Origin of the sequence: Nonomuraea salmonea, assembly GCF_042428605.1 — a bacterium.
GTDB lineage: Bacteria > Actinomycetota > Actinomycetes > Streptosporangiales > Streptosporangiaceae > Nonomuraea > Nonomuraea salmonea.
Map to the genome: position 1 here is coordinate 514,225 of NZ_JBHMCF010000011.1, position 24,948 is coordinate 539,172.

The 24,948-nt window shown below is 72.5% G+C and carries 18 protein-coding genes; 10 read left to right on the plus strand and 8 right to left on the minus strand.

Features of this window, described 5'->3' with window-relative positions; genetic code table 11:
• Positions 1-39: 39 nt before the first annotated feature.
• Entirely contained in the window at positions 40-3,192 is a 3,153-nt protein-coding gene (locus tag ACFFR3_RS12760; protein ID WP_379483166.1) for an NACHT domain-containing protein, read from the plus strand.
• Here the strand turns inward: ACFFR3_RS12760 and ACFFR3_RS12765 are convergent, their stop codons facing one another.
• Entirely contained in the window at positions 3,193-4,101 is a 909-nt protein-coding gene (locus ACFFR3_RS12765; RefSeq protein WP_345402300.1) for a LysR family transcriptional regulator, read from the minus strand.
• Positions 4,102-4,186: 85 nt separating this feature from the next.
• Between ACFFR3_RS12765 and ACFFR3_RS12770 the strand changes: the two genes are divergently transcribed.
• The 7 genes from ACFFR3_RS12770 (at position 4,187) to ACFFR3_RS12800 (ending at position 13,103) form a co-directional block, all read left to right on the plus strand.
• The gene (locus tag ACFFR3_RS12770) at positions 4,187-5,050 is read left to right on the plus strand and encodes an FAD binding domain-containing protein (RefSeq protein WP_345402297.1); all 864 of its coding nucleotides are present in this window, start codon (positions 4,187-4,189) and stop codon (positions 5,048-5,050) included.
• A 1-nt stretch (position 5,051) separates the two neighbouring features.
• Positions 5,052-5,519, plus strand: coding sequence for a (2Fe-2S)-binding protein (locus ACFFR3_RS12775; RefSeq protein WP_345402294.1), 468 nt, complete (start codon positions 5,052-5,054; stop codon positions 5,517-5,519).
• Entirely contained in the window at positions 5,516-7,864 is a 2,349-nt protein-coding gene (locus ACFFR3_RS12780; RefSeq protein ID WP_345402291.1) for an aerobic carbon-monoxide dehydrogenase large subunit, read from the plus strand. The genes ACFFR3_RS12775 and ACFFR3_RS12780 overlap by 4 nt, the downstream gene beginning before the upstream one ends.
• A complete protein-coding gene (locus ACFFR3_RS12785; protein ID WP_364366775.1) occupies positions 7,861-8,607 on the plus strand; it encodes an XdhC family protein in 747 nt (248 codons plus the stop codon). Before ACFFR3_RS12780 ends, ACFFR3_RS12785 begins: the two co-directional genes overlap by 4 nt.
• 135 nt (positions 8,608-8,742) lie before the next feature.
• Positions 8,743-9,534, plus strand: coding sequence for an IclR family transcriptional regulator (locus tag ACFFR3_RS12790; protein ID WP_364366773.1), 792 nt, complete (start codon positions 8,743-8,745; stop codon positions 9,532-9,534).
• A gap of 136 nt (positions 9,535-9,670) precedes the next feature.
• Positions 9,671-10,816, plus strand: a complete 1,146-nt coding sequence (locus ACFFR3_RS12795; RefSeq protein WP_379483167.1) for a cytochrome P450 — start codon at positions 9,671-9,673, stop codon at positions 10,814-10,816.
• A 184-nt stretch (positions 10,817-11,000) separates the two neighbouring features.
• Positions 11,001-13,103: a protein kinase domain-containing protein gene (locus tag ACFFR3_RS12800; protein ID WP_379483168.1), complete on the plus strand. Its 2,103-nt coding sequence runs from the start codon at positions 11,001-11,003 to the stop codon at positions 13,101-13,103.
• 24 nt (positions 13,104-13,127) lie between these two features.
• Here ACFFR3_RS12800 and ACFFR3_RS12805 read toward each other — a convergent pair whose 3' ends face one another.
• Positions 13,128-14,033, minus strand: a complete 906-nt coding sequence (locus tag ACFFR3_RS12805) for a D-isomer specific 2-hydroxyacid dehydrogenase family protein (protein WP_345402268.1) — start codon at positions 14,031-14,033, stop codon at positions 13,128-13,130.
• A gap of 230 nt (positions 14,034-14,263) precedes the next feature.
• Here ACFFR3_RS12805 and ACFFR3_RS12810 point away from each other — a divergent pair, with 230 nt between their 5' ends.
• On the plus strand, positions 14,264-15,463 hold the full coding sequence (locus ACFFR3_RS12810) for an MFS transporter (RefSeq protein WP_364366761.1): 1,200 nt from the start codon (positions 14,264-14,266) through the stop codon (positions 15,461-15,463).
• Here ACFFR3_RS12810 and ACFFR3_RS12815 read toward each other — a convergent pair.
• The 3 genes from ACFFR3_RS12815 to ACFFR3_RS12825 are packed head-to-tail and all read right to left on the minus strand — an operon-like array spanning position 15,455 to position 18,809.
• On the minus strand, positions 15,455-16,321 hold the full coding sequence (locus ACFFR3_RS12815; protein WP_345402262.1) for a carbohydrate kinase family protein: 867 nt from the start codon (positions 16,319-16,321) through the stop codon (positions 15,455-15,457). The genes ACFFR3_RS12810 and ACFFR3_RS12815 overlap by 9 nt on opposite strands.
• Complete coding sequence (locus tag ACFFR3_RS12820; protein ID WP_364366755.1) at positions 16,318-17,343, minus strand: LacI family DNA-binding transcriptional regulator; 1,026 nt, start codon at positions 17,341-17,343, stop codon at positions 16,318-16,320. Before ACFFR3_RS12820 ends, ACFFR3_RS12815 begins: the two co-directional genes overlap by 4 nt.
• Complete coding sequence (locus ACFFR3_RS12825; protein ID WP_379483169.1) at positions 17,340-18,809, minus strand: glycoside hydrolase family 13 protein; 1,470 nt, start codon at positions 18,807-18,809, stop codon at positions 17,340-17,342. Before ACFFR3_RS12825 ends, ACFFR3_RS12820 begins: the two co-directional genes overlap by 4 nt.
• Positions 18,810-19,051: 242 nt before the next feature.
• Here ACFFR3_RS12825 and ACFFR3_RS12830 point away from each other — a divergent pair, with 242 nt between their 5' ends.
• On the plus strand, positions 19,052-20,344 hold the full coding sequence (locus ACFFR3_RS12830) for an ABC transporter ATP-binding protein (RefSeq protein ID WP_364366749.1): 1,293 nt from the start codon (positions 19,052-19,054) through the stop codon (positions 20,342-20,344).
• Positions 20,345-20,443: 99 nt separating this feature from the next.
• On the opposite strand, the gene ACFFR3_RS12835 is transcribed toward ACFFR3_RS12830, so the two are convergent.
• From ACFFR3_RS12835 to tnpB, 3 genes are all read right to left on the minus strand, one after another.
• Positions 20,444-21,634, minus strand: a complete 1,191-nt coding sequence (locus ACFFR3_RS12835; RefSeq protein ID WP_379483170.1) for a hypothetical protein — start codon at positions 21,632-21,634, stop codon at positions 20,444-20,446.
• 426 nt (positions 21,635-22,060) lie between these two features.
• Entirely contained in the window at positions 22,061-23,377 is a 1,317-nt protein-coding gene (locus ACFFR3_RS12840) for an acyltransferase family protein (protein ID WP_364366743.1), read from the minus strand.
• 100 nt (positions 23,378-23,477) lie between these two features.
• Entirely contained in the window at positions 23,478-24,803 is a 1,326-nt protein-coding gene (gene tnpB, locus ACFFR3_RS12845) for an IS607 family element RNA-guided endonuclease TnpB (RefSeq protein WP_379483171.1), read from the minus strand.
• Positions 24,804-24,948 lie beyond the last annotated feature (145 nt).

A 24,948-nucleotide genomic window follows, 5' to 3' on the forward strand; every position in this document is an offset into this window, starting at 1 on the left:
CCCGGCTTCCCGGGGCGAGATCACCGGGATAATGGCGGGGTGGCTTTGGAGACGGCCGCCCTGAAGGTGGGCATGGCGGTCGGCGAGCGTGCCGTGCGCGCCTGGCTGACCGCCCGATCGACCGGCGAGAGCAGCCGCCTGCCGCTCGTCGAGCTGATGCGTACGCACTTTCCCGACCAGCTCGTCCGCCGCAAGGCGCGGCGGCAGATCGACGACATCGCCGACGCCGTGACCGCACGCGTCACCAAGCTGTGCGGTCACGAGTTCCCCGGGCTCGGCGACGACGACCGGCTGGTCGTGCTGGCCGAGGTGACCGACGCGCTGGCGCGGGCCGACCTGTCCGACCGTGCGCTGTTCGCCGCCGACGCCGACCCCGTACGCCTGGCGCGCGAGCTGCGCAGGGCGCTGCCCGCGTCCAGGGACCTGGGTGAGGCGCAGGCGCGGCTGTACGAGGTCGTGCTCGACGAGTGCTGCGACTGCCTGGTCAGGGTGGTGCGGCACCTGCCCGAGTTCCAGCCGCGCGCCGCGGCCGAGACGCTGTCCCGGCTGACCGGGCTCGGCGACCAGCTCGCCGCGATGCTGGCCCGGTTACCCGCGCGCACGCTGCTGGCGCCAGAAGGGTCCGACCTCGACGCCGACTTCCGCCGCCGCTACCTCGAACACGTCGCCCGCACGCTCGACAACCTGGAGCTGCTGGGCGTACGGGTCGAGCGGTTCCGGCCCAGGATGTCCCTCAGCGTCGCCTACATCAGCCTGTCGGTGACCGCGTCCCGGGCCGCGAGCGGCCTGCACGCCGCCTGGCACGACGTCCCCGACGAGCCGGCCGCCATGCGCGTGGAGAGCGCGCTCGGGCAGGGCCGCCGCATCCTGCTGCGCGGCGAGGCCGGCGGCGGCAAGAGCACGCTGCTGCGCTGGCTCGCGATCACCGCCGCCAAGAGCGGGTTCGAGGGCGAGCTGGCCGGCTGGAACGGCTGTGTGCCGTTCCTGGTGAAGCTGCGCAGCTACGCCGACCGCGAGCTGCCGCGGCCCGAGCAGTTCCTCGACCTGACCGCGGGAGCGCTGGCCGGGCTGATGCCGGCCGGCTGGGCGCACCGGCAGCTCGCCTCCGGTCAGGCGCTGCTGCTCATCGACGGCGTGGACGAGCTGACCGGCGCGCAGCGCAGGGCGATCAAGCCGTGGCTGAGCGGGCTGCTCGCCGAGTTCCCCGCCGTGCGGGTCCTCGTCACCAGCCGCCCGTCGGCCGCGTCCGCGTCGTGGCTGGAGGAGGACGGCTTCGCGCCCGCGTTCCTCGAACGCATGACGCCCGCCGACACGCGGGCGCTGGTCGAGCACTGGCACGAGGCCATCAGGAGCAGCGCCGGCCTGCCCTGCTCGCCCGAGCAGCTGCCCGTGGTGCGCGAGCGCCTGCTGTCGCACCTGGAGAACGCGCCCCACCTGCGCGCCCTCGCCGCCACCCCGCTGCTCGCCGCCATGCTGTGCGCGCTCAACCTCGACCGCACCTCGCAGCTGCCGCCCGACCGCATGGGCCTGTACGCGGCGGCGCTGGAGATGCTGCTCGAACGCAGGGACGCCGAGCGGGTCATTCCCAGCTACGGCGAGATCCACCTCAACCGCGCGCAGAAGCTCCAGGTTCTGCAGGAGCTGGCCTGGCAGCTGTCCGTGACGAACCGGGTCGAGCTGCCCAAGTCGGCGGCGCGGGCCTGGGTGGACCGGGTCGTGGCCACGATGCCCCGGGTGCACGCGGACGGCGGCCAGGTGCTCGACTACCTGCTCGCCCGCAGCGGCGTCCTCCGCGAGCCTGTGGAGGGCCGCATCGACTTCGTGCACAGGACCGTCCAGGAGTACCTGACGGCCCGCGCGGCGGCCGAGGTCGGCGACGTCGAGCCCCTCGTCTCGAACGCCCACCGCGACCAGTGGCGCGAGGTGGTGGTCATGGCCGCCGGCCACGCCAACGGCCCCACCCGCGAAGCCCTCCTGGACGGGTTGCTGTCCCGCATGGCCGGCGAACCCCGCCGCGCCCGCCGCCTCAAGATCCTGGTCTGCGCCTGCCTGGAGACCCTCCCGTCGGTCCCTGAACGCCTCCGCGACGCCGTGGACCAGTGCCTGGACGACCTCATCCCGCCGAGGGACATGGCAGCGGCCGGCACTCTTGCCTTGGCCGGCCAGGTGGTCCTCGACCGCCTCCCAAGACAGCTGAGCGCCCTCTCCCCCGCCGCCGCCAAAGCATGTGCCAGAACCGCCCAGCTGATCAACGGCCCTGCGGCGCTCGACCTCCTGGCGGGATATGCCAGTGATGACCGGCTGCAGGACGAGCTGGTGCGAAGCTGGCGGTACTTCGAGCCGCACACCTACGCCCAGCGGGTGCTCTCCGTCATGACGACTCCGCCGCGGCTCTTCGTGACCACGGCGGGGCAGATGGAGGCCCTACGCGCGCTGCCTCCGCAGCGGGACATATTGATCATCTCGGCGGCGGTGCGGGATCTCAGCCCGCTCCTCGCCCATCGCGAGTCCCTGACCGACCTCAACCTGGCCGGCGCGATCGACGAGGCGGCCGGCTCCGTCGTGCGCCGGCTCAGCGCTCTGAAGGAACTCAGCGTGGACAGTGTTCACTCCTTCGAATTCCTGACGGCCCTGCCTCATCTCTCCCTCGTCGAAGTCGCCGACACATCCCGGTTCCCGGACTTCAACGCCCTCGGCGGGGCCACGGAACTGCGGGCCCTGCACCTCAGGAAAGCCACTTCTCTGACCTCATGGGACTCGCTGCCTCCGCTCGATCGGCTGCGCGACCTGTCGCTGACCCGCACGCCGCTGGCGACCTCCGCGCGCGAGATCGTCCGCCGTGCTCCCCGCCTGGAATTCCTCATGGTCGGGGACAACGACCACGTCACCGATCTGGACGCGCTCAGCGAGATCGGCCTCACCTCGCTCGTCCTGTGGCGCATCCCTCTGCTGGAGGACCTCTCGCCGCTCGCGGGCTGCCGGTCGCTGCGAACGCTGCAACTCGTGGACACCGCGGTGCATGACCTCTCACCGCTGGCGCACCTGCCGGAGTTGCGCTTCCTCTATCTGTCCGACTGCTCTCCTGATCTCGACCTCGCTCCCCTCGCCGGCAACGTCCGTCTGGAGGTGCATCTCTTCCAAGGTCAGAAGGTCCGCAACGGGCACCTGTTCGGGAGACGGTTGCGGCGGTGATCAGCTCCAGATGGAGACGTGCACGGCTGGGCGGAAGCGGCTTCTCGGGACGCCTTCGTCTGGGGTGCGCATGACCTGGGTGGCGGCCGGGGTGGTCAGGAAGTGGAGGAAGGTGTCGGCGGCCGTGGAGCGGGTCCCCTGGTCGAGGGTGGTGGCGTACCAATAGGTGGCCAGTGGGGTGGCGGGCGTGTCTATGGTGGTCAGCTCGCCCTTGCGTAATGCCGCCGCCACCAGATGAGCGGTCGCGGGGGCGACGCCGGCGCCTTCCGCGGCGGCCTTCCAGGCGGCGGTCTGGTTGGCGAAGACGCGTACCTGGGACTCCTGGACGCGGAGGAGGCGCAGCAGGCGGCTGGTGTCGCTGGCCGGGTCGGCGGCCGAGGGGCCGACCAGCCAGTGGTCGCGGCGGCCGCGCGGCGAGCCGACCACGATGAGGCGGCAGCGCAGCACCGGCCGGCAGGTCAGGCCGTCGCCGGTGACCTGGGCGCCGAGCGCGACGTCGGCGAGCCGGCTGGTGAGCAGCAGCGGGATCTCGGCGGCGTCGGCGACGCCGGTGGTGGCGTCCACGGGCTTGCGCTGGGTGAACAGGCAGAGCAGCGGGCCGGCGACGTACTCGGCGAGTCCTGCGTCCATGACGACGTGCAGGCGGGCCGGGCGGCCCGGCTGGACGGCGGCGACGGCCTCGGCGCCGAGCGCGACGATCCTGGCGGCGATGCCGAGCAACCGGCGGCCGCCCTCGGTGAGCTCCATGCGGTCGCCGCTGCGGGTGACGAGGGGGTCGCCGAGGTGCCGGCGCAGCTGGGCGAGCGACTGGGAGACGGCGGGCTCGCTGACGCCCAGGGCGCGGGCGGCGGCCTTGACCGAGCCGAGGCGGGCGACGAAGACGAACGCGCCGAGCTGGCTGAGTGTCACCTCCTCTTCATAGTTCGCGCCCCCGCATTAAGGAATCCCTTATTTCGCGATTGATGCGACAAATCGGTAACAGCACTGTGCTCTCATGCAGGTTCCCGCGACGTTCGAATACGAGAGAGCCGACAGCGTCACGCACGCGCTCGAACTTCTGGCGCGCTACGGCCCCGAGGCCAGGATCGTGGCCGGCGGCCACAGCCTGATCCCCATGATGAAGCTGCGCCTGGCCCAGCCCGAGGCGCTGATCGACATCAACGGCCTGGCCGCTGAGCTGGGGCGGATCGCGGTCGAGGGCGACGAGCTGGCGATCGGGGCGCTGGTGCGGCACACGGAGTTGCTGGAGAGCGGCACCGCCACCGACCTTTTCCCGATATTTCGGGATGCGGAGCGGGTTATTGCCGACCCGATCGTCCGAAATCGGGGGACCGTTGGCGGTTCCTTATGTCAGGGAGATCCGTCGGAGGATTTGTCGGCGGTGTTCACCGCATTGCGCGCGACGGCCGTCATCCAGGGCCCAGGCGGCACCCGTACGGTGCCGGTCAGGCAATTCCACCGAGGTCCTTACGAGACCGCCGTCGAACCCCACGAACTCCTCGTCCAGCTCCGCGTGCCGATCACGGCGGGCACCGGCAGCGCGTACGAGAAGGTCGAGCGGCGCGTCGGCGACTGGCCGGTGGCGGCGGCGGGCGCGGTGCTCACGGTCGCGGACGGCGTCATCAGGCAGGCCGGGATCGGGCTGACCGCCGTCGGAGCCGACCACTTCTGCGCTCCGGAGGCCGAGGAGTACCTGCTGAGCCGGGCACCCGGCGACGAGGTGTTCGCCGAGGCGGGACGGATCGCCGCCGAGCACTGCGAGCCGCACGCCGACCAGCGCGGGCCCGCCGACTACAAGCGCCATCTGGCCGCCGAGCTGACCAGGCGCGCGCTGGCCGCCGCCGCGGGGAGGATCTGACATGCGGATCACGGTCACGGTGAACGGGCAGCCGTACACCAGGGACGTCGAGCCGAGGCTGCTGCTCGTGCACTTCCTGCGCGACGAGCTGGGCCTGACCGGCACCCACTGGGGCTGTGACACCTCCAACTGCGGCGTCTGCACGGTGCGGCTCGACGGGGTGCCGGTCAAGTCGTGCACGGTGCTGGCCGTCATGGCCGACGGCCACGAGGTGACCACCGTCGAGGGCCTGGAGCGGGACGGCGAGCTGGACGTCGTGCAGAAGGGCTTCGTGGAGTGCCACGGCCTGCAGTGCGGGTTCTGCACACCGGGCATGCTGCTGACCGCCCGCGCGCTGCTCGATCGCGACCCCGACCCCGACGAGGGCCGGATCAGGGAGGCCATCTCGGGCCAGCTGTGCCGGTGCACGGGCTACGAGAACATCGTCCGCTCGATCAGGTGGGCCGCCGAGAGGGAGGCGAGGTCATGAGCTACGGGCGCATGCACCGCAAGGAGGACGCCAGGTTCATCCGGGGGCGCGGCAATTACACCGACGACGTGCGGCTGCCCGGCATGCTGTACGGCGCGGTCCTGCGCAGCCCGCACGCCCACGCGCGCATCGTCTCGGTGGACACGAGCGCGGCCGAGGCGCATCCCAAGGTGAAGGCGGTCATCACCGGCGAGACGCTGGCGGGGCTGAACCTGGCCTGGATGCCGACGCTGTCGCAGGACACCCAGGCCGTGCTGGCCACCGACAAGGTGCGCTTCCAGGGGCAGGAGGTGGCGTTCGTGGTGGCGGAGGACGCGTACTCGGCCCGCGACGCGCTGGAGCTCATCGACGTCGAGTACGAGCCGCTCGACGCGGTCATCGACGCCAGGAAGGCGCTCGACGCGGCCGCCCCGGTGATCAGGGACGACCTCGAAGGGCGTACCGACAACCACATCTTCGACTGGGAGGCCGGGGACCGGGCGCGTACGGAGGAGATCTTCGCCGGCGCGGAGGTCACGGTCGCGCAGGACATGCTCTACCCGCGCGTGCATCCCGCGCCGCTGGAGACGTGCGGCGCGGTGGCGGACTTCGACAAGGTGACGGGCAAGCTGACGGTCTGGTGCCCGACGCAGGCGCCGCACGCGCACCGGACGCTGTACGCGATGGTCGCGGGGCTGCCCGAGCACAAGATCCGGGTGATCTCGCCGGACATCGGCGGCGGCTTCGGCGGCAAGGTCGGGATCTATCCGGGATACGTCTGCGCGATCGTCGGCTCGATCGTCACCGGCCGCCCGGTCAAGTGGATGGAGGACCGCTCCGAGAACCTCATGAGCACCGCCTTCGCCCGCGACTACCACATGCGCGGCGAGATCGCCGCGACCCGCGACGGGCGGATCCAGGCGATCCGCGTCAAGGTGCTCGCCGACCACGGCGCCTTCAACGGCACCGCGCAGCCGACCAAGTTCCCGGCCGGCTTCTTCCACGTCTTCTCCGGCTCGTACGACATCGAGGCCGCCCACTGCGAGGTCACCGGCGTCTACACCAACAAGGCGCCCGGCGGCGTCGCCTACGCCTGCTCCTTCCGCATCACCGAGGCGGTCTACCTGGTCGAGCGCCTGGTGGACGTGCTGGCCGCCGAGCTCGGCCTGGACCCCGCCGACCTGCGCATGCGCAACCTGCTCAAACCCGAGCAGTTCCCGTACCACTCCCCCACCGGCTGGGAGTACGACTCGGGCGACTACCCGAAGGCGCTGCGCCTGGCCATGGACCTGGCCGGCTACGACAAGCTGCGCGCCGAGCAGGCCGACCGGCGGGCCAGGGGCGAGCTGATGGGCATCGGCATCAGCTTCTTCACCGAGGCGGTCGGCGCGGGCCCGCGCAAGCACATGGACATCCTCGGCCTCGGCATGGCCGACGGCGCCGAGCTGCGCGTGCACCCGACCGGCAAGGCGGTGCTGCGGGTGTCGTGCCAGTCGCAGGGCCAGGGGCACGAGACCACGTTCGCGCAGATCGTCGGGCAGGAGCTGGGCATCCCGGCCGACGACGTGGAGGTGGTGCACGGCGACACCGACCAGACGCCGTTCGGCCTCGGCACGTACGGCTCCCGCTCCACCCCCGTCTCCGGCGCCGCCACCGCGATCGTGGCGCGCAAGGTGCGCGACCGGGCCAAGATCGTCGCGGCGGCCATGCTGGAGGCGTCGCCGGACGACCTGGAGTGGGCCGACGGGAAGTGGTCGGTGGTGGGCGACCCGGCCACCGGCAGGTCGATGGCCGAGATCGCGCTGGCCGCCCACTCGAACCTGGAGCTGCCGGACGGCGTCGAAGGCCACCTGGACGCCGTCACCGTCTACAACCCGCCCAACCTCACCTATCCGTTCGGCGCCTACATCTGCGTCGTGGACGTCGATCCCGGCACCGGGCAGGTGAAGGTGCGCAGGTTCGTGGCCGTGGACGACTGCGGGGTGCGGATCAACCCGATGATCGTCGAGGGGCAGATCCACGGCGGCCTGGCCGACGGGGTCGGCATGGCGCTCATGCAGGTGATGGCGTTCGACGAGGACGGCAACCACCTGGGCGCCTCGTTCATGGACTACCTGCTGCCGACCTCGATGGAGTGCCCGTCGTGGGAGCTTGGCGAGACCGTGACGCCGTCGCCGACGCATCCGATCGGCGCGAAGGGCGTCGGCGAGTCGGCCACGGTGGGCTCGCCCGCCGCCGTGGTCAACGCCGTGGTGGACGCGCTGCGCCCGTACGGGGTGCGGCACGCCGACATGCCGCTGACCCCGGCGAACGTGTGGCGGGTCACCAGGGGCGAGCCGTTCCGCACCGACCTGGCGATCCCGTGAGCGAGTTCCTCGGCATGCCGGCGCCCCCGCCCCGGCCTGGAACCTCGCGGGCGCCGGCGGCCAGGGATCTGGACGCGCGGGTGGCCGGGCTGCGGTCGGGGCGGGAGCCGTACGTGCTGGCCACCGTCGTCCGCGCGCAGCGGCCGACCAGCGCGAAGGCGGGCGACCGCGCGGTGGTGCTGCCTGACGGGACGATCGAGGGCTTCGTGGGCGGGGTGTGCGCGACCGGCACCGTACGCGCCCAGAGCCTGCGCCTGCTGAGCGCCGGCGGCACGACCCTGCTGCGCATCACGCCGGAGCAGGCCGCGCCGCACGAGGAGGAGGGGCTGGTCGCGGTCGGCCAGCCCTGCCTGTCGGGCGGCACGCTGGAGATCTTCCTGGAGGCGGTGCTGCCGCCCGCGCTGGTCCGCGTGCACGGCGACGGCCCCATCGCGCGGGCGCTCGCCGCCGTGGGGACGGCGATGGGCTGCAACGTGGACACCGGCGCAGGGCCGCTCGCCGACGACACCACGGCGGTGCTGGTCGCCTCGCACGGCGTGGGCGAGGAGCCGGTGCTGCGGGAGGCGCTGCGGCGCGGGGTGCCGTACGTCGGGCTGATCGCCAGCCGCAGGCGGGGCGCGGCGGTGCTGGCCGGCCTGGAGGGAGGTGAGCGCGTGCACGCCCCCGCCGGCCTGGACATCGGCGCGCGGACGCCGGGCGAGGTGGCGGTCTCCGTGTACGCGGAGATCATCGCTCTTCACTGAGCGTGGTATCACCGGGCGGCGGCCGGGTAGGTCAGCGGTTGGAAACAGCAGCCCCAACAGCAGCCAAAGACCGCAGTCCACACCGCAGCCCCCCGGGAAGCCCCTTCTGCTCCTCGGAGAGCGAAAGGGACATCGATGCCGACGGAAACGATCAGTCAAGCGCGCATGGTGCGGCGCGAGCGGCCCGCGTCCCAGCCGGGCAGCCTGGAGCGGGGCATCGACATCCTGCTCGCGCTCAGCGCGGCCACCGGGCCCGTCACGCTGTCGCAGCTGTGCCGCAGCACCGGCCTGCCGAAGTCGACGGCCCACCGCATACTCGGCGTGCTCTGCTCGCGGGAGCTGGCCAGGCGGGTGGGGAGCGCGTACCTGCCCGGTGAGCTGCCGGCGTCGATGGGCGGGGCGACCAGGCCGCGCATCCCCGGCTCCCGCAGGCGCGTGCTGCCCTACCTCCTTCACCTGTACGAGGCCACCCGGCAGACGGTCAACCTGGCCGTGCCCGCCGGGCCCGAGGTCCGTTACGTCGAGCGCGTCTACGGCCACGACCGGGTCCGCTCGCGCTCCGACGGCGACGACCGGGCGCCGCTGCACTGCACGGCGGCGGGCAAGGCGCTGCTGGCCTTCGACCCCAAGCTGCGCCACGACCTGCCGGCGCACGGCCCGTTCGAGCGGCTGACCCGCCGCACGGTCACGAGCCTCGCGGCGCTCGACCGCGAGCTGGCCCAGGTGCGCAGGCAGGGCCTGGCCTGCTCGCAGGAGGAGTACACCGAGGGCGTGGCCTGCGTGGCGGCGCCGGTGTTCGGGCCCGGCGGGCGGGTGTGCATGGCGGTGTCGGTGGCGGCGCCGGCCCAGGTGGTGCCGCTGGGGCCGCTCGGCATCTCCGTACGCGGCGCCGCCCAGGCCATCTCCGCCGCCCTCCTCGGCCGGTGAGCGTTCCGGCCACCGGAACACCGACCGATCTCGCAGCCGGATGTGTTCCATTGGCCGAAACCCCGCATTGCGGCGCCGCCCCGGGGGCGATCACATCGATCCATGACCTACCCACCCGCTCCGCGGCAGGCAGCGCGTGCCTAGGGGGCTGCCCAGGACGACCGTGCTGGAGAGCCTGCGCCTGACCGCCCTGCTCCTCCCCCCGGGCAGCATCCCGCACGTCACGCACGGCCGCGACCTGCTGCGCTCCCGCCCCCTGCTGGCCGCCCTCGAGACCCGCTACGGCGGCCGTCCCGTCCTCGTCCGCCGGCCGCGCCGCCCCGCGCTGCTGGTGCTGTCCAAGCGCGACGCCGTGCGCGTGCTGGCCGGGAACGACACCTCCTACGCGCCCGCGCTCGACGAGCGCCCCTTCGGCCTGCCCACCGACGTGCTGCGGCCGCGCTTCATCGAGATCGCCAAGGAGGAGGCCGCGGACCTGGCCAGCGGCGTGGTCGACCACTCCAGGCTCAACGCCTGCTGGCAGCGGGTGGCCAGGCGCTGCGTCTACGGCGACGGCGCCACCCGCGACGAGGAGCTGACCCGGCTGCTGGAGGGCCTCACGCGGGCCGGGCGGTGGCGGGCGAGCCGCCGGCAGGAGATCCTGTCCGGCCGCTACGACGCCCGCATCATCGACCACCTGCGCAGGGCCGAGCCGGGCAGCCTGGCCGGGCTCATCGCCGAGACCCCCGAGCCGGAGGCGCGCGGGCTCATGCAGGCGGCGTACTGGCTCATGGGGTTCGGCTGCGCCGCCGCCGGGCTGACGCAGACGCTGGCGCTGCTCGCCGCGCACCCCGGCCACCGCAAGACCGCCCGCTCCGATCCCGACCACCTGCGCGCCTGCCTGCGCGAGGGCCTGCGCCTGTGGCCGTCCGTGCCGGCGCTCGCGCGGGTCACGACCACCGAGACCTCCTGGTACGGCAGCGCCGTGCCCGCCGGCACCCCCGTCCTCGTGCCGGTCGCCGCCCACCAGCGCAGCCCGCGCCTGCCGTACGCCGACACCTTCGCCCCCGAGATCTGGCTGGACGGCACCGCCGCCACCGAGTGGTGGGCGCGGCCCGGCTGCGACGGCGTGAACCTGACGCTCGCCGTCGGCACCGCGTTCCTCGGCGCCATCCTGCGCACCGCCCGTCCCAAGCCCGTCGGGCGGCTGCTCTCGCCCCACCGGCCGCTGCCGCACGCCATCGATCTCGCCCGGTTGCGGGTCTCCATGCGTCCCCTGCGCCGCGACCCCGCCAGGGGCTGACGACGGGACAGCCCGATGCGGCCATGCGCGGACTACTCGCCACCGGGCATCGCCTTCCTCCGTTAGAGTCTGGGGTACAAACGGGATGCCGGGCGCGGGACAGTTCGGGTTGTCACACGAAACGAACCGGCGGGAGGAACGGTTCGGGTTGCGACGGGATGACGACGGCGAGAGGACGGCGACGTTGGGGCGCTCCGCAGGCACTCCTCTTGAGCCGGAAGACCCGCCGGCGATCGGCCCCTATGAGCTGATCAGCCGTCTCGGTTCCGGCGGCATGGGTGTGGTCTATCTCGCCAGGGCCGCCGACGGCTCCAAGGTCGCGGTCAAGGCGATCCGGCGCGACTTCACCGCCGACCCCGTCTACCGCGCGCGCTTCCACGAAGAGGTGTCCAACGCGCGCAAGGTCGCCTCGTTCTGCACCGCCCGGGTGCTCGACCACGGCGAGGACCGCGGGCGGCTGTACCTCGTCACCGAGTACATCGACGGCATCTCGCTCGAAGACCACCTCATCGAGCACGGCGCGCTGTCGCCGTCCGTGCTCCACGCCGCCGCCGTCGGCGTGGCCGCCGCGCTCACCGCCATCCACGCCGCCGGGCTCGTCCACCGCGACCTCAAGCCGGCCAACGTGATGCTGACGCTGGCCGGGCCGCGGGTGATCGACTTCGGTCTGGCCCGCTCCACCCACGTGCACTCCCGCCACACCAACGCCGGCATGGTCATGGGCACACCCGGCTGGATCGCTCCCGAGCAGGTCTTCGAGGGCCAGACCAGCCCGGCGGGCGACGTGTTCGCTTGGGGGTCGCTCATCGCTTACGCGGGGCTCGGCGGGCATCCGTTCGGCGAGGGCGACGCGTACGTGATGGCGGCCAGGGCCCGGCAGGCGCCGCCCGACCTGCGGGGGCTGCCCGCGCCGCTCGACCGGCTGGTCGCCGCGGCCATCCACCCCGACCCCGCGCGGCGGCCCGCCGCCCGGCAGCTGCTGCTGGAGCTCGTGGGGGCGGCCGACGAGCCGGCCGCGCAGCTCGCCGCCACCAAGCATCTGACCAGCGCGTGGAACCCGTCGGAGTTCGGCCCCCTCATGCCGCCCCGGCACGACCGCGCGGGCCCGGCTCCTCATGGCACTCCCGGCCCTGGGCACGCGCCGCAGCCGGCTCCCGGCTCCTCGCACGCCGGCCCAGGTCCCGCACACGCACCCCATCCCGGGCCGAATGCCGCGCGGGCGCCCCAGCCCGGACCCGGCTCCTCGCACGCGCCGCAACCCGAGGCGGCGCGGTCGCCGCAACAGGTCGTGCCGGGAGGCGGGCACGGGGTGCCGCAACCGCCGCCGGCCGAACGCACCGGACCGCGTCCCGGCGTCTCGCAGCAGCCGTCGCCCGCCGAACGCACGGGGCCTCGGCCTGGGGCGTCACATCAACCGCAGCCGCAGGGCGCCCAACTGCCGCCGCCCGCCGAGCGCACCGGCCCCCGGCAGGGCGGCTCGCCGTTGCCACCGCCCGCCGAGCGCACCGGGCCGCTGCCCGGGGCGTCGCATCAGCCGCCGCCGGCTGAACGCACCGGACCTCGGCCTGGGGCGTCACATCAACCACAGCCGCAGGGTGCGCAACTGCCGCCACCGGCTGAGCGCACCGGACCTCGGCCTGGGGCGTCACATCAGCCGCAGCCGCAGGGTGCGCAGCTGCCGCCGCTGGTCGAGCGGACCGGGCCGATGCCGCGGGTGCCCATGCCGCCTCAGGGCGGGCAGGGGCCGATGCCTCATCAGGCGGGGCCGCACCACTCGACGACCGGGCAGGGCCCGCTCCCCGGCTACCCGGCGCGGCCCAAGCGCGGGGTGCTGTCCGGCTGCCTGATGGCCGCGGTGATCGTCATCGTGCTGCTGGTGCTGCTGGTGACAGCGGTGTCGTGGTTCCTCCGCTCGACGGGCGTCGGCGCGGACGGGCCGGTGCAGGACGGCAAGCTGCGGTTCGCGGTCACCAGTACGAAGTGCCCCAAGCCGGGCAGAGCGGCGACCGTGCGCACGTGCGAGGTCGGCGTCCAGGTCAGGAACGTCGGCCAGGAGGCCCGCGTCCTCGACCCCGGCCGGCAGAAGCTGATCGACGAGGACGAAGCCCTGCACGGCGGCACCAGGCTGCTCGACGCCGACGGCAAGGAGATCACCCCGGTCCGCGTCGAGGCGGGCCGGACGTTCAGGGGCTCGCTGGTGTTCGAGCTGCCGAAGGACCTCGACCCGCTGGGCCTGGAGGTCCACGACTCCGGCCAGAGCAAGGGCGCCCGCCTCAACCTCGGCTGAGCACCCCCCGCTGCGGCAGGTGCGTCAGAAGCCCTGCTTGGGAGAGGCCACGCCTTCGAGGGGCTCGCCGGCGCCGAAGTGGCGGACGTTGGCGGTGACCCGGTCGGCCAGGCCGCGCCAGTAAGCGGGGCGGGGGTTGGCGCTGTGGGGGGTGACGAGGACGTTCTCCATGGTCCACAGCGGGTGGCCGGCGGGCAGCGGCTCGGGGTCGGTGACGTCGAGGGCGGCGCCGCCGATGACGCCCGCGCGCAGCGCCTCGACCAGCTCGCCGGTGACGACGAGGCTGCCTCTGGCGACGTTCACCAGCCAGGCGTCCTTCTCCATCAGCTCGAACTCGCGCGTACCGAACATGCCCCTGGTCTCGGGAGTGGCGGGCGCGGCGACGACGACGTAGCCGGCGCCGGGCAGCGCCTCGCGGTAGCGGGCGCGCGGCAGGATGGCGTCGGCGCCCGGCACCTCGCCGCGGTCGCTGACCGCCACCACCCGGCAGCCGAACGGCTCGAGCAGCCGGGTCAGCGCCCGCCCGATGCCGCCGGCGCCGACGATGGCGACCGTCGAGCCGGCCAGCATCCGGGAGTCGTTGCGGCCCCAGGTGGTGGCCCTGGCGTGGCGGTGCAGGTCGCGGGCGGCGGCCAGCATGAGGGCCAGCGCCTGCTCGGCGACGGCGGGGCCGTAGGAGCCGGTGGCGGCGGTGAAGACGGGGTGCTCGGTGATGACGCCGGCGTCGGCCCACCGCTCGATGCCGGCGTGCGGCAGCTGCACCCAGCGGATGCCCTCGTGCAGCATGCCGCGCAGCTCGGCGGGGTCGTCGCTGCCGAAGTAGACGATCGCCTCGGCCTGCTCAAGAGGCACGACCCGGCCGCCGCCGCGTTCGACGGCGTCGATGAGCGCGGGGACGGGTTCGGGACCGACGTGAACGGCAACGGTCATCGGGGCAGCCTCCCGGAGGTATGCAAGGACACGCATGTCAGGGCCATGAGCCTATCCGCCCCCGTTCGTCGCCTCGCTCCCGCCATCGCACATTTCCCGACTTATAGGCTTTCGGGCGCATAAGCGGCGTGATCATCTGACTTATCGGACTATGACTCTCAAAAGGGGGCGCTTGACCATAAGGCGCCCATGAGCAACGCTGAAGCGACAACCGTTGCCGGGGGCATCGCGTGAGGCGTCCATTCATCACCTTCCTGGCCGCCAACGCCTTATCCGTCACCGGCAACATATTCTCCATCCTCGCCGTCCCCTGGTTCGTGCTGGAGACGACCGGCAGCGCGGTGCTGACGGGGCTGGCCTCGTTCGCGACCACGTTCCCCATCGTGATCTCCGCGGCCTTCGGCGGCACGCTGGTCGACCGGTTCGGCTACCGGCTGACGAGCGTGGTGTCCGACCTGGTCAGCGGGCTGATCGCGCTGGCCGTCCCGGCGTTGTTCCTGACGACAGGGCTCAGCTATCCGCTGCTGCTGCTGATGCTCTTCCTGCGCTGGCTGGTGACCACGCCGGGCGAGACCGCGCGCAAGGCCATGCTGCCCGACCTGTCGCTGGCGGCCGGGGTGCGCATCGAGCGGGCCACGGCGGCGTACGACGGCGTCTGCCGGGGCGCGGCCATGGTCGGGGCGCCGCTGGCCGGGGTGCTGATCCTGTGGATCGGCCCGCACCTGCTGCTGTTCGTGGACGGCGTGTCGTTCCTGCTGTCGGCGCTGCTCATCGGGGCGGGCGTGCCGCGCGTACGGCGGAACGCCCGCGACTCGGCCGGCTACCTCGGCGACCTGCGGGCCGGGCTGAGCTTCCTCTGGCAGGACCGGCTGCAGCTCAGCGCCACCGCCATGGTCGTCGTGGTCAACCTGCTCGACACGGGCGTCACGCAGGTGCTGCTCGCGCTCTACGCGCGCGAGGTGGTGGGCGACCCGCGCGCCTTCGGCCTGCTCACGGGTGTGCTGGGGGCGGGCGCGGTGGCCGGGACCATCGTGTACGGGGCGGCCGGCGAACGATTACCGATGCGGCTGACGTACGGGCTGTGCTTCCTGCTGGCCGGGGTGCCGAGGGTGCTGGTGCTGGCCCTGGACGCGCCGTTCCCGGTGGCGCTGGCGGTGACGGCGCTGTCGGGGTTCGCCGCCGGCGCGATCAACCCCATCCTGGGCATCCTGCAGTACGACAGGATCCCCGTCCGGCTGCGGGCCAGGGTGATCGGCGCGATGACGGCCGCCGCGTACGCCGGCATGCCGGTCGGCGGCCTGCTGGCGGGCTCGCTGAGCACGCTGACCGGCCTGGACGTGACGCTGCTCATGTTCACCAGCGTCTACGTGCTGATCTCGGCGCCGCCCTTCGTCTTCCGCGCCTGGCGCGAGCTGGACCGCTCACGGTGAGCGGGCGAGCAGCACCGCCTCGGTGATCGGGGACTCGTGGGTGCCCGGCACGGTGCAGGCGTGGGCCCCTGCGACGGCGCCGAGGCGTACGCACTCCTCCAGGGGCCTGCCGCGCAGGGTGCCGTACAGGAAGCCGGAGACGAACGCGTCGCCGGCGCCGTTGGTGTCGGCGATCGGCCCCGGCAGCGGCGCGGCGGGGAAGGCGCGGACGGCGGAGCCGCGCGTCAGCACCAGGCAGCCGAGCGCCCCGCGCGTGCACACGACGGTGTGGGCCCGCCCGCGCCCGATGACCTCGCGCATGGTGACGGCCGGGTCGGGCAGCGCGGCGGCGGACAGGAACACCAGGTCGGCCTGATGGGCGAAGTCGCGGTGGTAGTCGTTGACGCCGTCCCAGTCGTGCAGGTCGGTGGAGACGGGCACACCGCCGAGATCGGCGAAGACGTCGCGGCAGGCGTCGATGATCGACACGTGCGCGTGCCTGACCGGCACGCCGGCGTAGAGCTCGCGGGGCAGCCGCTCTCCCGGCGTGACCCGCGCGTCGTGCAGCGAGGTGCGGCGGCCGTCAGGGTCCACGAGCAGGACGCTGCGCCGGGTGCCCGCCGCTGCGCGGCCGAAGCGGCAGTCGAGGTCGCGCAGCGCGTCGCGGATGAGCGCGCCCTGCGGGTCGTCGCCGATGAGGTCGGCGAAGACGACGCCGAGGCCGAGCGCGTGGCAGCCGAGCGCGACGCCGGCGCCGGTGTTGCCGATGCGGTCGGTGACGGGCGGCACGTGGTGGGTGTCGCGGTAGGGCAGCGGCAGCTCGGGGACGTAGACGGTGGTGTCGACGCCGGAGCCGCCGAGCACGAGCAGGTCGCTCACCGGTTGACCAGCGGGCCTGATCCGGTGGAGCCGCGCACGACCAGCTCGGGCTGGAAGATCAGCTCCACGTTCTTCGCGGGCGCGCCGTTGACCTCTTCGAGCAACGTCTGCACGGCGGCCGACGCCATGGCGCCGATCGGCTTGCGTACGGTGGTCAGCGGCGGATCGGTGAACGCGATGAGCGGCGAGTCGTCGAACCCGACCACCGACACCTCCCCCGGCACCGACATCCCCTTCTCCCTGCACGCCCTGATCGCGCCGAGCGCCATGAGGTCGCTGGCGCACACGATGCCGGTGCAGCCCCGGCTGAGCAGCTGCGCGGCGGCGGCCTGGCCGCCCTCGACGGAGAACAGCGAGTGGGCGATCAGCTCTTCGACGTCGGCCGAGCCGAGCAGCTGCGCCATGGCCTGCCGGTAGCCCTCGATCTTCCTGATCACGGGGACGAACCTGCGCGGCCCGAGCGCGAGGCCGATGCGCTCGTGGCCGAGGTCGACGAGGTGCTGCACGGCGAGCCTGGCGGCCATGCGGTCGTCGGGCGAGATGAAGGGCGCGGCGATGTGCTCGCTGTAGCCGTCGACCAGCACGATCGGCAGGCCGCGGTCGGTCAGCCGGGTGTAGCGGTCCATGCGGGCGGTGGTGTCGGCGTGCAGCCCCGAGACGAACACGATGCCGCTCACGCCGCGGTCGACGAGCAGCTCGGTGAACTCGTCCTCCGGCGCGCCGCCGGGCAGCTGGGTGCAGAGCACGGGGGTGTAGCCGTGTTGCGTCAGCGCCTTCTCGATGGCCTGGGCGAAGGCGGGGAAGATCGGGTTGTCCAGCTCAGGGGTCACGAGGCCGACCAGCCCGTTGCTGCGCTGCCGCAGGCGGGGCGGGCGTTCGTAGCCCATGAGGTCCAGTGCGGCCATCACCGACTGCCGGGTGCTCGCCGAGACTCCCGGCTTGCCGTTGAGCACCCTGCTGACGGTGGCCTCGCTCACCCCGGCCTGGGCGGCGATGTCGGCGAGGCGAGCGTGACCGTTCATGGCTGACACTTTACTTTCCACCAGGCCGCGGAATCCCCTGCTCCAGGGACATCCGAGGCGACGAGCAGCGTGCCGTCCACGCCGAAGTCGACGGGCGCGGCGGTGAGGTTGACGGCGCACACGACCGGCCCCCTGGAGAACATCAGCGTGCCCTCGGGAGAGTCGTGCCAGACCAGGTCGCCGGTGAGGTCGCGGCGCAGCCGCAGCGCCGCACGGTACAGCTCCAAGGTCGAGCCGGGCACACCTTCCTGGGCCTGCACGCTGAGCTCCGCCCAGCCGGCGGGAATGGGCAGCCAGGGGTCGCGCCAGCCGCCGTCGCGCGTCCAGGGCAGCGGCACGCGGCAGCCGTCGCGGCCGCTGCCGGGGTCGCGCAGCCGCTGCGGGTCCTGGCACAGCTCGGGCGGCAGGTCGAGCACCTCGGGCAGGCCCAGCTCCTCGCCGTTGTAGACGTAGGCCGAGCCGGGCAGCGCGAGCGTGAGCAGCGCGGCGGCGCGCGCCCTCGCCAGGCTGCCGTAGCGGGTGACGTGCCGCTTGACGTCGTGGTTCGACAGCACCCAGGTGGTGGGGGCGCCGGCCGAGGCGGACGTCGCGAGCGAGGCGTCGATCACCGCGCGCAGCTCGGCGGCGTCCCAGGAGGCGAACAGGTAGTGGAAGTTGAACGCCTGGTGCAGCTCGTCGGGGCGCACGTAGTTCGCCAGCCGCTCGGGCGTGGGCGCCCACGCCTCTGCCACCCCGATGCGCTCTCCCGGGTACGAGTCGAGCACCCGCCGCCAGGAGCGGTGGATCTCGTGCACCTCGTCGTTGTCGAAGAACGGCACCGGCTCCCTGCCGACCATCGTGGCCTGGTCGCCGCGCCCGATGTCGGGCAGGCCGCGCGGCTTGACCATGCCGTGCGCGACGTCCACCCGGAAGCCGTCCACGCCCAGGTCGAGCCAGAAGCGCAGGATCGACTCGAACTCGCCGCGCACCTCCTGGTCGTCCCAGTTGAGGTCGGGCTGGGAGGGGTCGAACAGGTGGAGGTACCACTGGCCGTCCTCGACCTGCGTCCAGGCGGAACCGCCGAAGATCGACTCCCAGTCGTTGGGCGTGTCGCGGAAGATGTAGCGCTCGCGGCGCTCGCCGCGCAGCGCCTGCTGGAACCAGGGGTGGGCGGCGGAGGTGTGGTTGGGGACGAGGTCGACGATGATCCGCAGCCCGTGGCCGTGCGCCTCGTCGATGAGCGCCTTGGCGTCGGCGAGGGTGCCGAACAGCGGGTCGACGTCGCAGTGGTCGGCCACGTCGTAGCCGAAGTCGGCCATCGGCGAGGGGTAGAAGGGCGTCAGCCAGAGGGCGTCGACGCCGAGACCGGCGAGGTACGGCAGGCGATCGCGAACGCCGATCAGGTCACCCACGCCGTCGCCGTTGCCGTCGGCGAAGCTGCGCACGTAGACCTGGTAAATCACGGCATTTCGCCACCAGTCGGTCATCGATCTCCCCCGCGGTCTCCCCAGCACGTTCGGACCATGAAATCCCTTTCCGCAAGTTTACGCAACTCCTTCCACGCCCATCAGATCCGGAAATCTAGGCGTTCGGATGCCCAAAACCCCCGTCCGAAACGCCCGCCGAACGAGATTCTTTATGTCAAGGGTGGACATGTACCGTTAAGGCGCGATGTACTACCTCTCCAATAAGCCCCGTCACAGGTGACACGCGCGCAAGGTGTGGGCCCATGAGCTCGGTCGTTCTCGACAAAGTGTCAAAGGTGTATCCGGGCGACTATCTCGCGGTCGACCGGCTGAGCCTTCAAGCGCAAGACGGTGAGTTCCTCGTGCTGCTCGGCCCATCGGGCTGCGGCAAGTCCACCCTCCTCCGCATGATCGCGGGACTGGAGGACATCACCGAGGGCGACCTGTGGCTGGACGGCGAGCTGGCCAACCACCTCGCGCCGCGCGACCGCGACGTGGCGATGGTCTTCCAGAACGGCGCCCTCTACCCCCACAGAACGGTCAGAGGGAACATCGCCTTCCCCTTGGAGATCGCCAAGGCCGACCCCGCGATGGTCCGCGAGCGCGTCACCGAACTGTCCAAGGCGCTGCACATCGACGAGACGCTCGAACGCCGCCCCGGCACCCTGTCCGGCGGCCAGCGGCAGCGGGTGGCCATGGGACGGGCCATCGTCCGCCAGCCCAAGCTGTTCCTCATGGACGAGCCGCTGTCCAACCTCGACGCCGGCATGCGCACCGAGCTGCGCATGGAGATCTCCGCGCTGGTCAGGTCGCTCGGCGTCACCACCATCTACGTCACCCACGACCAGGTCGAGGCGCTCACCCTGGCCGACCGCATCGCGATCCTGAATCGCGGGGTCCTCCAGGACGTCGGCACTCCGGCCCAGATTTACAACGATCCAGCGACCGCGTTCGTGGCCGCGTTCCTCAACTCCCAGCAGTTGAACCTGTTGGCGGCCGGTGTCAGGACGCCGCAGAACCAGTACGTCATGCTCGACTTCGGGCCGCACCGGCTGACGATGCCGTGGAGCGATCCCAGGGCGTACGCGATCTCGCAGCACACCGGCGGGCAGGTGCTCGTCGGGCTGCGGCCGGACGGGCTCGCGCCGGTGCCGGAGTCGTACGAGGGGCCGGCCTTCTACGGGCGGGTGCGGGCGCTGGAGTACCACGGGCACGAGTGGCTGGCGTACCTGGAGTGCGGGATGCCGGCCGTACCGGTGCCTGAGCCGCCCGACCCGCGGCAGCGGCGGCGCTCCGGCGGCGGCGCGAACGGCACGGGCAAGCTGACCGGGCTGGTGCGGCGGCTGTTCTCCCGCGAGGAAGCGGAGTGGCAGGAGCAGGAGCAGGTCGGGCAGCACCCCAACGGCAGCGGCATCCACCGCCGCTCCGACCTGATCGTCCGCCTGGGCAACCGGCCGATCTGGCGCCAGGGGGACGCGGCCAAGGTGGCCGTCGACCTCTCCCGCATCATGATCTTCACCTCGGACGGCGCCCGCATCGATCCGCCCCGCCGCTGACCCGCGACGCCCCCCGAAGACGGAGACCCCGCCTTCTGCCGGGCCCGTGTGCCGACGGCGGCTTCACGGGCACGCGTGCCGGCCGTCATCACCCGTGTTCTAGGCGAGGCTCCAGCGGGAGCCCTCGGGGGTGTCCTCGACGGCGACGCCGCCTCTGACCAGGGCCGCGCGCAGGGCGTCGGCGACGTCGTACCGGCCGCTCTCCCGCAGCGAGGCCCGCAGCTCGAGCAGCGGCTCCAGCAGGGCGGTCAGGCCCTCCGAGCGCCGTCCCGACGCGGCGGCCAGCTCGCCGAGCCGGGCGATCAGCAGCCGCACCAGCTCCCTGGCCTGCTCCACGCCGCCCGAGTCCTCCTCGGTGTCGGCCGCCCACTTGACCATCTCCGCCTCCAGGTCGAGCACCGCCCCCGCGGCCGCCACCGGATCGTGCCTGGCCGCTGCGGCGTTGAACGCCTCCTCGCACGACCGGATCGACTCCTCCAGCGTCACCTCCGCGGGCACGGCCCGCGGCTCCGGTGCGGCAGGGGCGGGTGCGGCGCCCGCCGTCTTCCCCTCGGCCAGGCGGCGCAGCCCGGCCAGGTCCGTACGGGTGCCGGCCGGCAGCACCGTCACCGACCCGGGCAGCCGCACGGTCAGCCCGCCGCGCCCCGCCACCCGCACCTCCTCGCTGTGCAGGTCGATGACCAGCGCGGTGTGCTCGTCGATGCCGAGCACGGCGGTGCCGGGCGGCAGCTCGCGTTCCATGCGGGACAACCGCCGCTCCCCCAGGTAGCAGAAGCGCGTGTCGTGGGTGCCGCCCTCGGCGTTGTCGAAGTGCGGGATCAGCACCGCCCGCAGGCCCAGCGGCTCCAGCAGGTCGAGCCCCTCGCGCCAGTGCGGCTCCGCGCCTACCTTGTAGATCTCGTAGACCGGCACGGTCGCCAGGCCCGCCGTGCAGGCCGCCGCCGACGCCAGCACGGTCACGCCCGAGCGGGCGCGTACGCGAGCCCGCAGATCACCCGCGACACCCGAGCCGGCCCAGCGGTCGAGCGCGTACGTGGGACTGCCGGGCCCCGAGAACACCCAGTCGGCGCCCGTGATCGCCGGCGAGACCTCCACCTCGAGCCCGACGCTGCGGGCGAAGTAGCGGCGGGCGCGGGCGGAGATGTCGGCGCAGTTCTCCTGGAAGGCGTAGGGAGTGTCGAGCAGCACGGCCCGCGCCCCCGCGCGCAGCGTCCGCGCCGCGGCGCGGTGGACCTCGACCATGGTCGGGCTCGTCTCGCCCGACCCCATCAACACCAGCAAACCGGGCATGGCTGTCGGCCTCTCTCTCGCACGCCCTCGATCACAACCCGGCCGCCCTGCTGTTTCAAGAGCGAAAAGGGACATGCCCGTGGAACGCACCTGCACATGACTGGCAGTAAGTTGGTGACGGTGACGGCAGGACACGTGGTCTCGGTCGAGACGCTCATGCTACGGGTGGACGCGCGGCGCCGCTGGTCGTACCGGTCGGCCTTGACCAGCCCACGACCCGGCGAGAGCCCCGACGCGGCGGCCCGGCGGCTGGCCGGCGTGGCCGCCGGCGACTCGGGCACCGTCGTCCACTCCACGAGCTGGCGCTACGAACCCGACGGAGGAGTCGTCCTCACCTACGCGATCTGCCCCGACCCCGAGCCGTGGCTGCCCGCCGTCGAGGTGCCGGTGCTGGAGATCGCCCGCGGCCGGGCTCCCGCCGCGCCGTCACCCGACCGTGTCGCCCTGGCCAACGTGGTCGCCCACGCCGTGCGGCACCTGGCGTTCCTGATGGCCGAGGACCCGGTCGTCGCCCGCGTCCTCGCCCGGCACCCGCGCCTCGCCGCCGCCCTGGAGCCCGCCGCGGCACCGGCGTGAGACCCGCCGGCCGAGGTCCTGCATCGGCTTCTCCACGAACCGGTACGTCAGCGCGCTCGCCCCGATGATCACTGCCAGCGCCACGGCGGTCATCAGCAGCTGGTACGGCAGCGCCGCCTGCCGCAGATCCCCGCTGACCTGCACAAAGTACTTCAGCAGCGGATGGTGCACCAGATAGAGCGAGTAACTGATCAGCCCGAACCACACCAGCACCCGCGGCAGCCGCCGCCCCCGCAACGCCATCCCGCCCGCGAACGTGGCCGCCGCCAGCGCGATGGTCGTCAGCCAGACGTCGGCCCGCACCCACCACCAGCCGCTCTCGATGGCCCAGACGGGCGCGACCACCACCAGCGCCGCCGTCACCGCCACCGGCCACAGCGGCCCGGTGCCGCGCTCCCACCGGTAGATCGCCGTCCCCGCGAACATCACCGCCAGCACCGCCGCCCCCAGCCACGGCACCCGGCTGCTCAGCAGCAGGCAGGCCACCGCCATCACGCCCAGCAGGCACGCCGAGACCGTGCGCAGGCGGCCCAGCACCACGCCCGTCAGTCCGAGGACGAACACCGCGCACGACACGTACGCCGGCCACCCGCCCCCGAACACCGCCCCCGACGCCACCAGCCCCACCAGCACCGCCGCCACCGCGAACACGATCGCCCACGTCCCGCTGCGCTCATGCCCGCGCGTCAGGAACAGCGCCGTGACCACCAGGTAGAACACCATCTCGTACGACAGCGTCCACATGGTGTCGGCCACCCCGCCGATGCCCACGACGTCGAGCAGCATCGTCGCGTGCGCCGCCACCGCGCTGCCGTCCCGCACCACCGCCTCCCGCACCGGCACCCACCAGGCGAGCGCCAGCACGAGCACGATGATCGCGAGGTAGAGCGGGTAGAGCCGGAAGAACCGGCTGATCCAGAACGCCCGCACATCACCGTGCCGCTCCAGCGACGCCGGGATGATGTAGCCGCTGACCAGGAAGAACACGAAAATCCCGTAAACGCCGAGACTGAACCAGTAGGGCCTCAGACTGGGCACGAACCACGGCAACATGTGCTCGGCCACCACCGCGAGCGCACCGATCCCCCGCAAAGCGTCGAGCCAGGCGAGCCGGGAGGATGAGGTGAGGGCGGCCGGGGACGCGGGGGATGAAGCGGCTGCGGACACCCGCACCAACCTACCGTTGCCAGTGAGCGAGCACTACCGAAGCGCGCGCCGGCAGCCATGACCTTACGGCCTGGCGTTCCCCCGCGAAGGGGTTCCCGCTTCATCGCCGACCGCCCACCGAGGCGGGTCTTACACCAGCTCTGCCAGGACGATCGGAGCCGTCCTGCCCGGTATCCCGAGGGGCGTTTTCCGTCTCCCCGCAACTCTGGGCGACGTCGACCGCGAGCGCGGCCAGATTGCGTGCGGCGTTGACGTCCCGGTCCAGGAGCAAACCGCACTCGGTGCATGAATAGGTGCGCTCCGATAGGGCGAGCTTGGCTTTCACCGCGCCACATGCAGAGCACGTCTTCGAAGAGGGGAACCAGCGATCGGCAACGACCAGCCTGCCCTTGTTCCAGGTGGTCTTGTATGACAGCTGTCGTCGGGTCTCGCCCATGGCGACATCGGCGACGGCCCGGGCGAGGTGGCGGTTGGCGAGCATCCCGGCCACGTTCAGGTCCTCGGTCACGACGGTGCCGTAGGTGGACGCCAGGCGGGTGGTCAGCTTGTTCAGACCGTCGCGCCGTTGGGCGGCGACATGGGCGTGTGTCTTGGTGAGAGCCGCTCGGGTCTGGTGCCAGCGGGCGGAGGCGTTCCGCCTGCTCCCGTCTGGGGCGCGCGGGCCTCGGCGGCGGGCCAGTTGCTTGTTCAACCGGCGCAGTTTCCGTAGCGCAGACCGATGATGCCGGGGGTTGTTGATCACTTCACCGGTGGACAACACCGCCAGCACCTTGACGCCGAGGTCAAGAGCGACGACCGCGTCCGGCCGGGCCGGCGAGCGGTCGGGCCGGACGATCTCGCAAGTGAACGAGACGAACCAACGGCGGCCGTCGAGCCGGACCGTGGCCGAAAGGATCCGGCCGGTGCCGCGCTCGATGTGGCGGGCCAATTTGCGGGCGGACTCGCAGAGGCGGATCGTGCCCAGCCGAGGCAGCGTCACATGCCGCCGGTCGGCCTCCACCCGAAGGGGACCGGTGGTGAACCGGCACGACGGCATGGCTCGGTGTTTCGCCTTGAAACGCGGAAACCCGACCCGTTCACCCGCCCGCTTGCCCCTACGGGAAGCCGACCAATTCTGCAAGGCACGCGCCAACCCGCCCAGGCCGGAACTGTACGCCTCTTTGGAATTTTCTGCCCACCATGGCGCGTCTGTGCGTTTCGCCAGGTTCCACGCTCGGCGCAGCGCGTACAGGTTCCAGGGGACTTCGGTCAGTGACTCTGCGGAAATGCCGTAAGACTGCTCGGCTGCCCGCTGCGCAAGAGCGGCCCTGACGCGGGCCAAGCCCCAATTGAACGCGAACCGCGCCGCGCCGCAGTGCGAGGCCAACCCCTCGGCTTGCTCCGTAGTGGGGTCCAGCGCGTATCGGTACGCCTGGGTGACCTTCAAGGCAGGTCCTGCATAGCGGTCGCCACCGCCGGACCGCTGTGGTGCACGCGCGGTTCACTGTCTCCGCCGAGCGTCCGCTCCTCCGCATTCACCCGTGCACTTCAACGCAGAGTCACCTTCCGTCACTCGCCATATCGTTCACAGT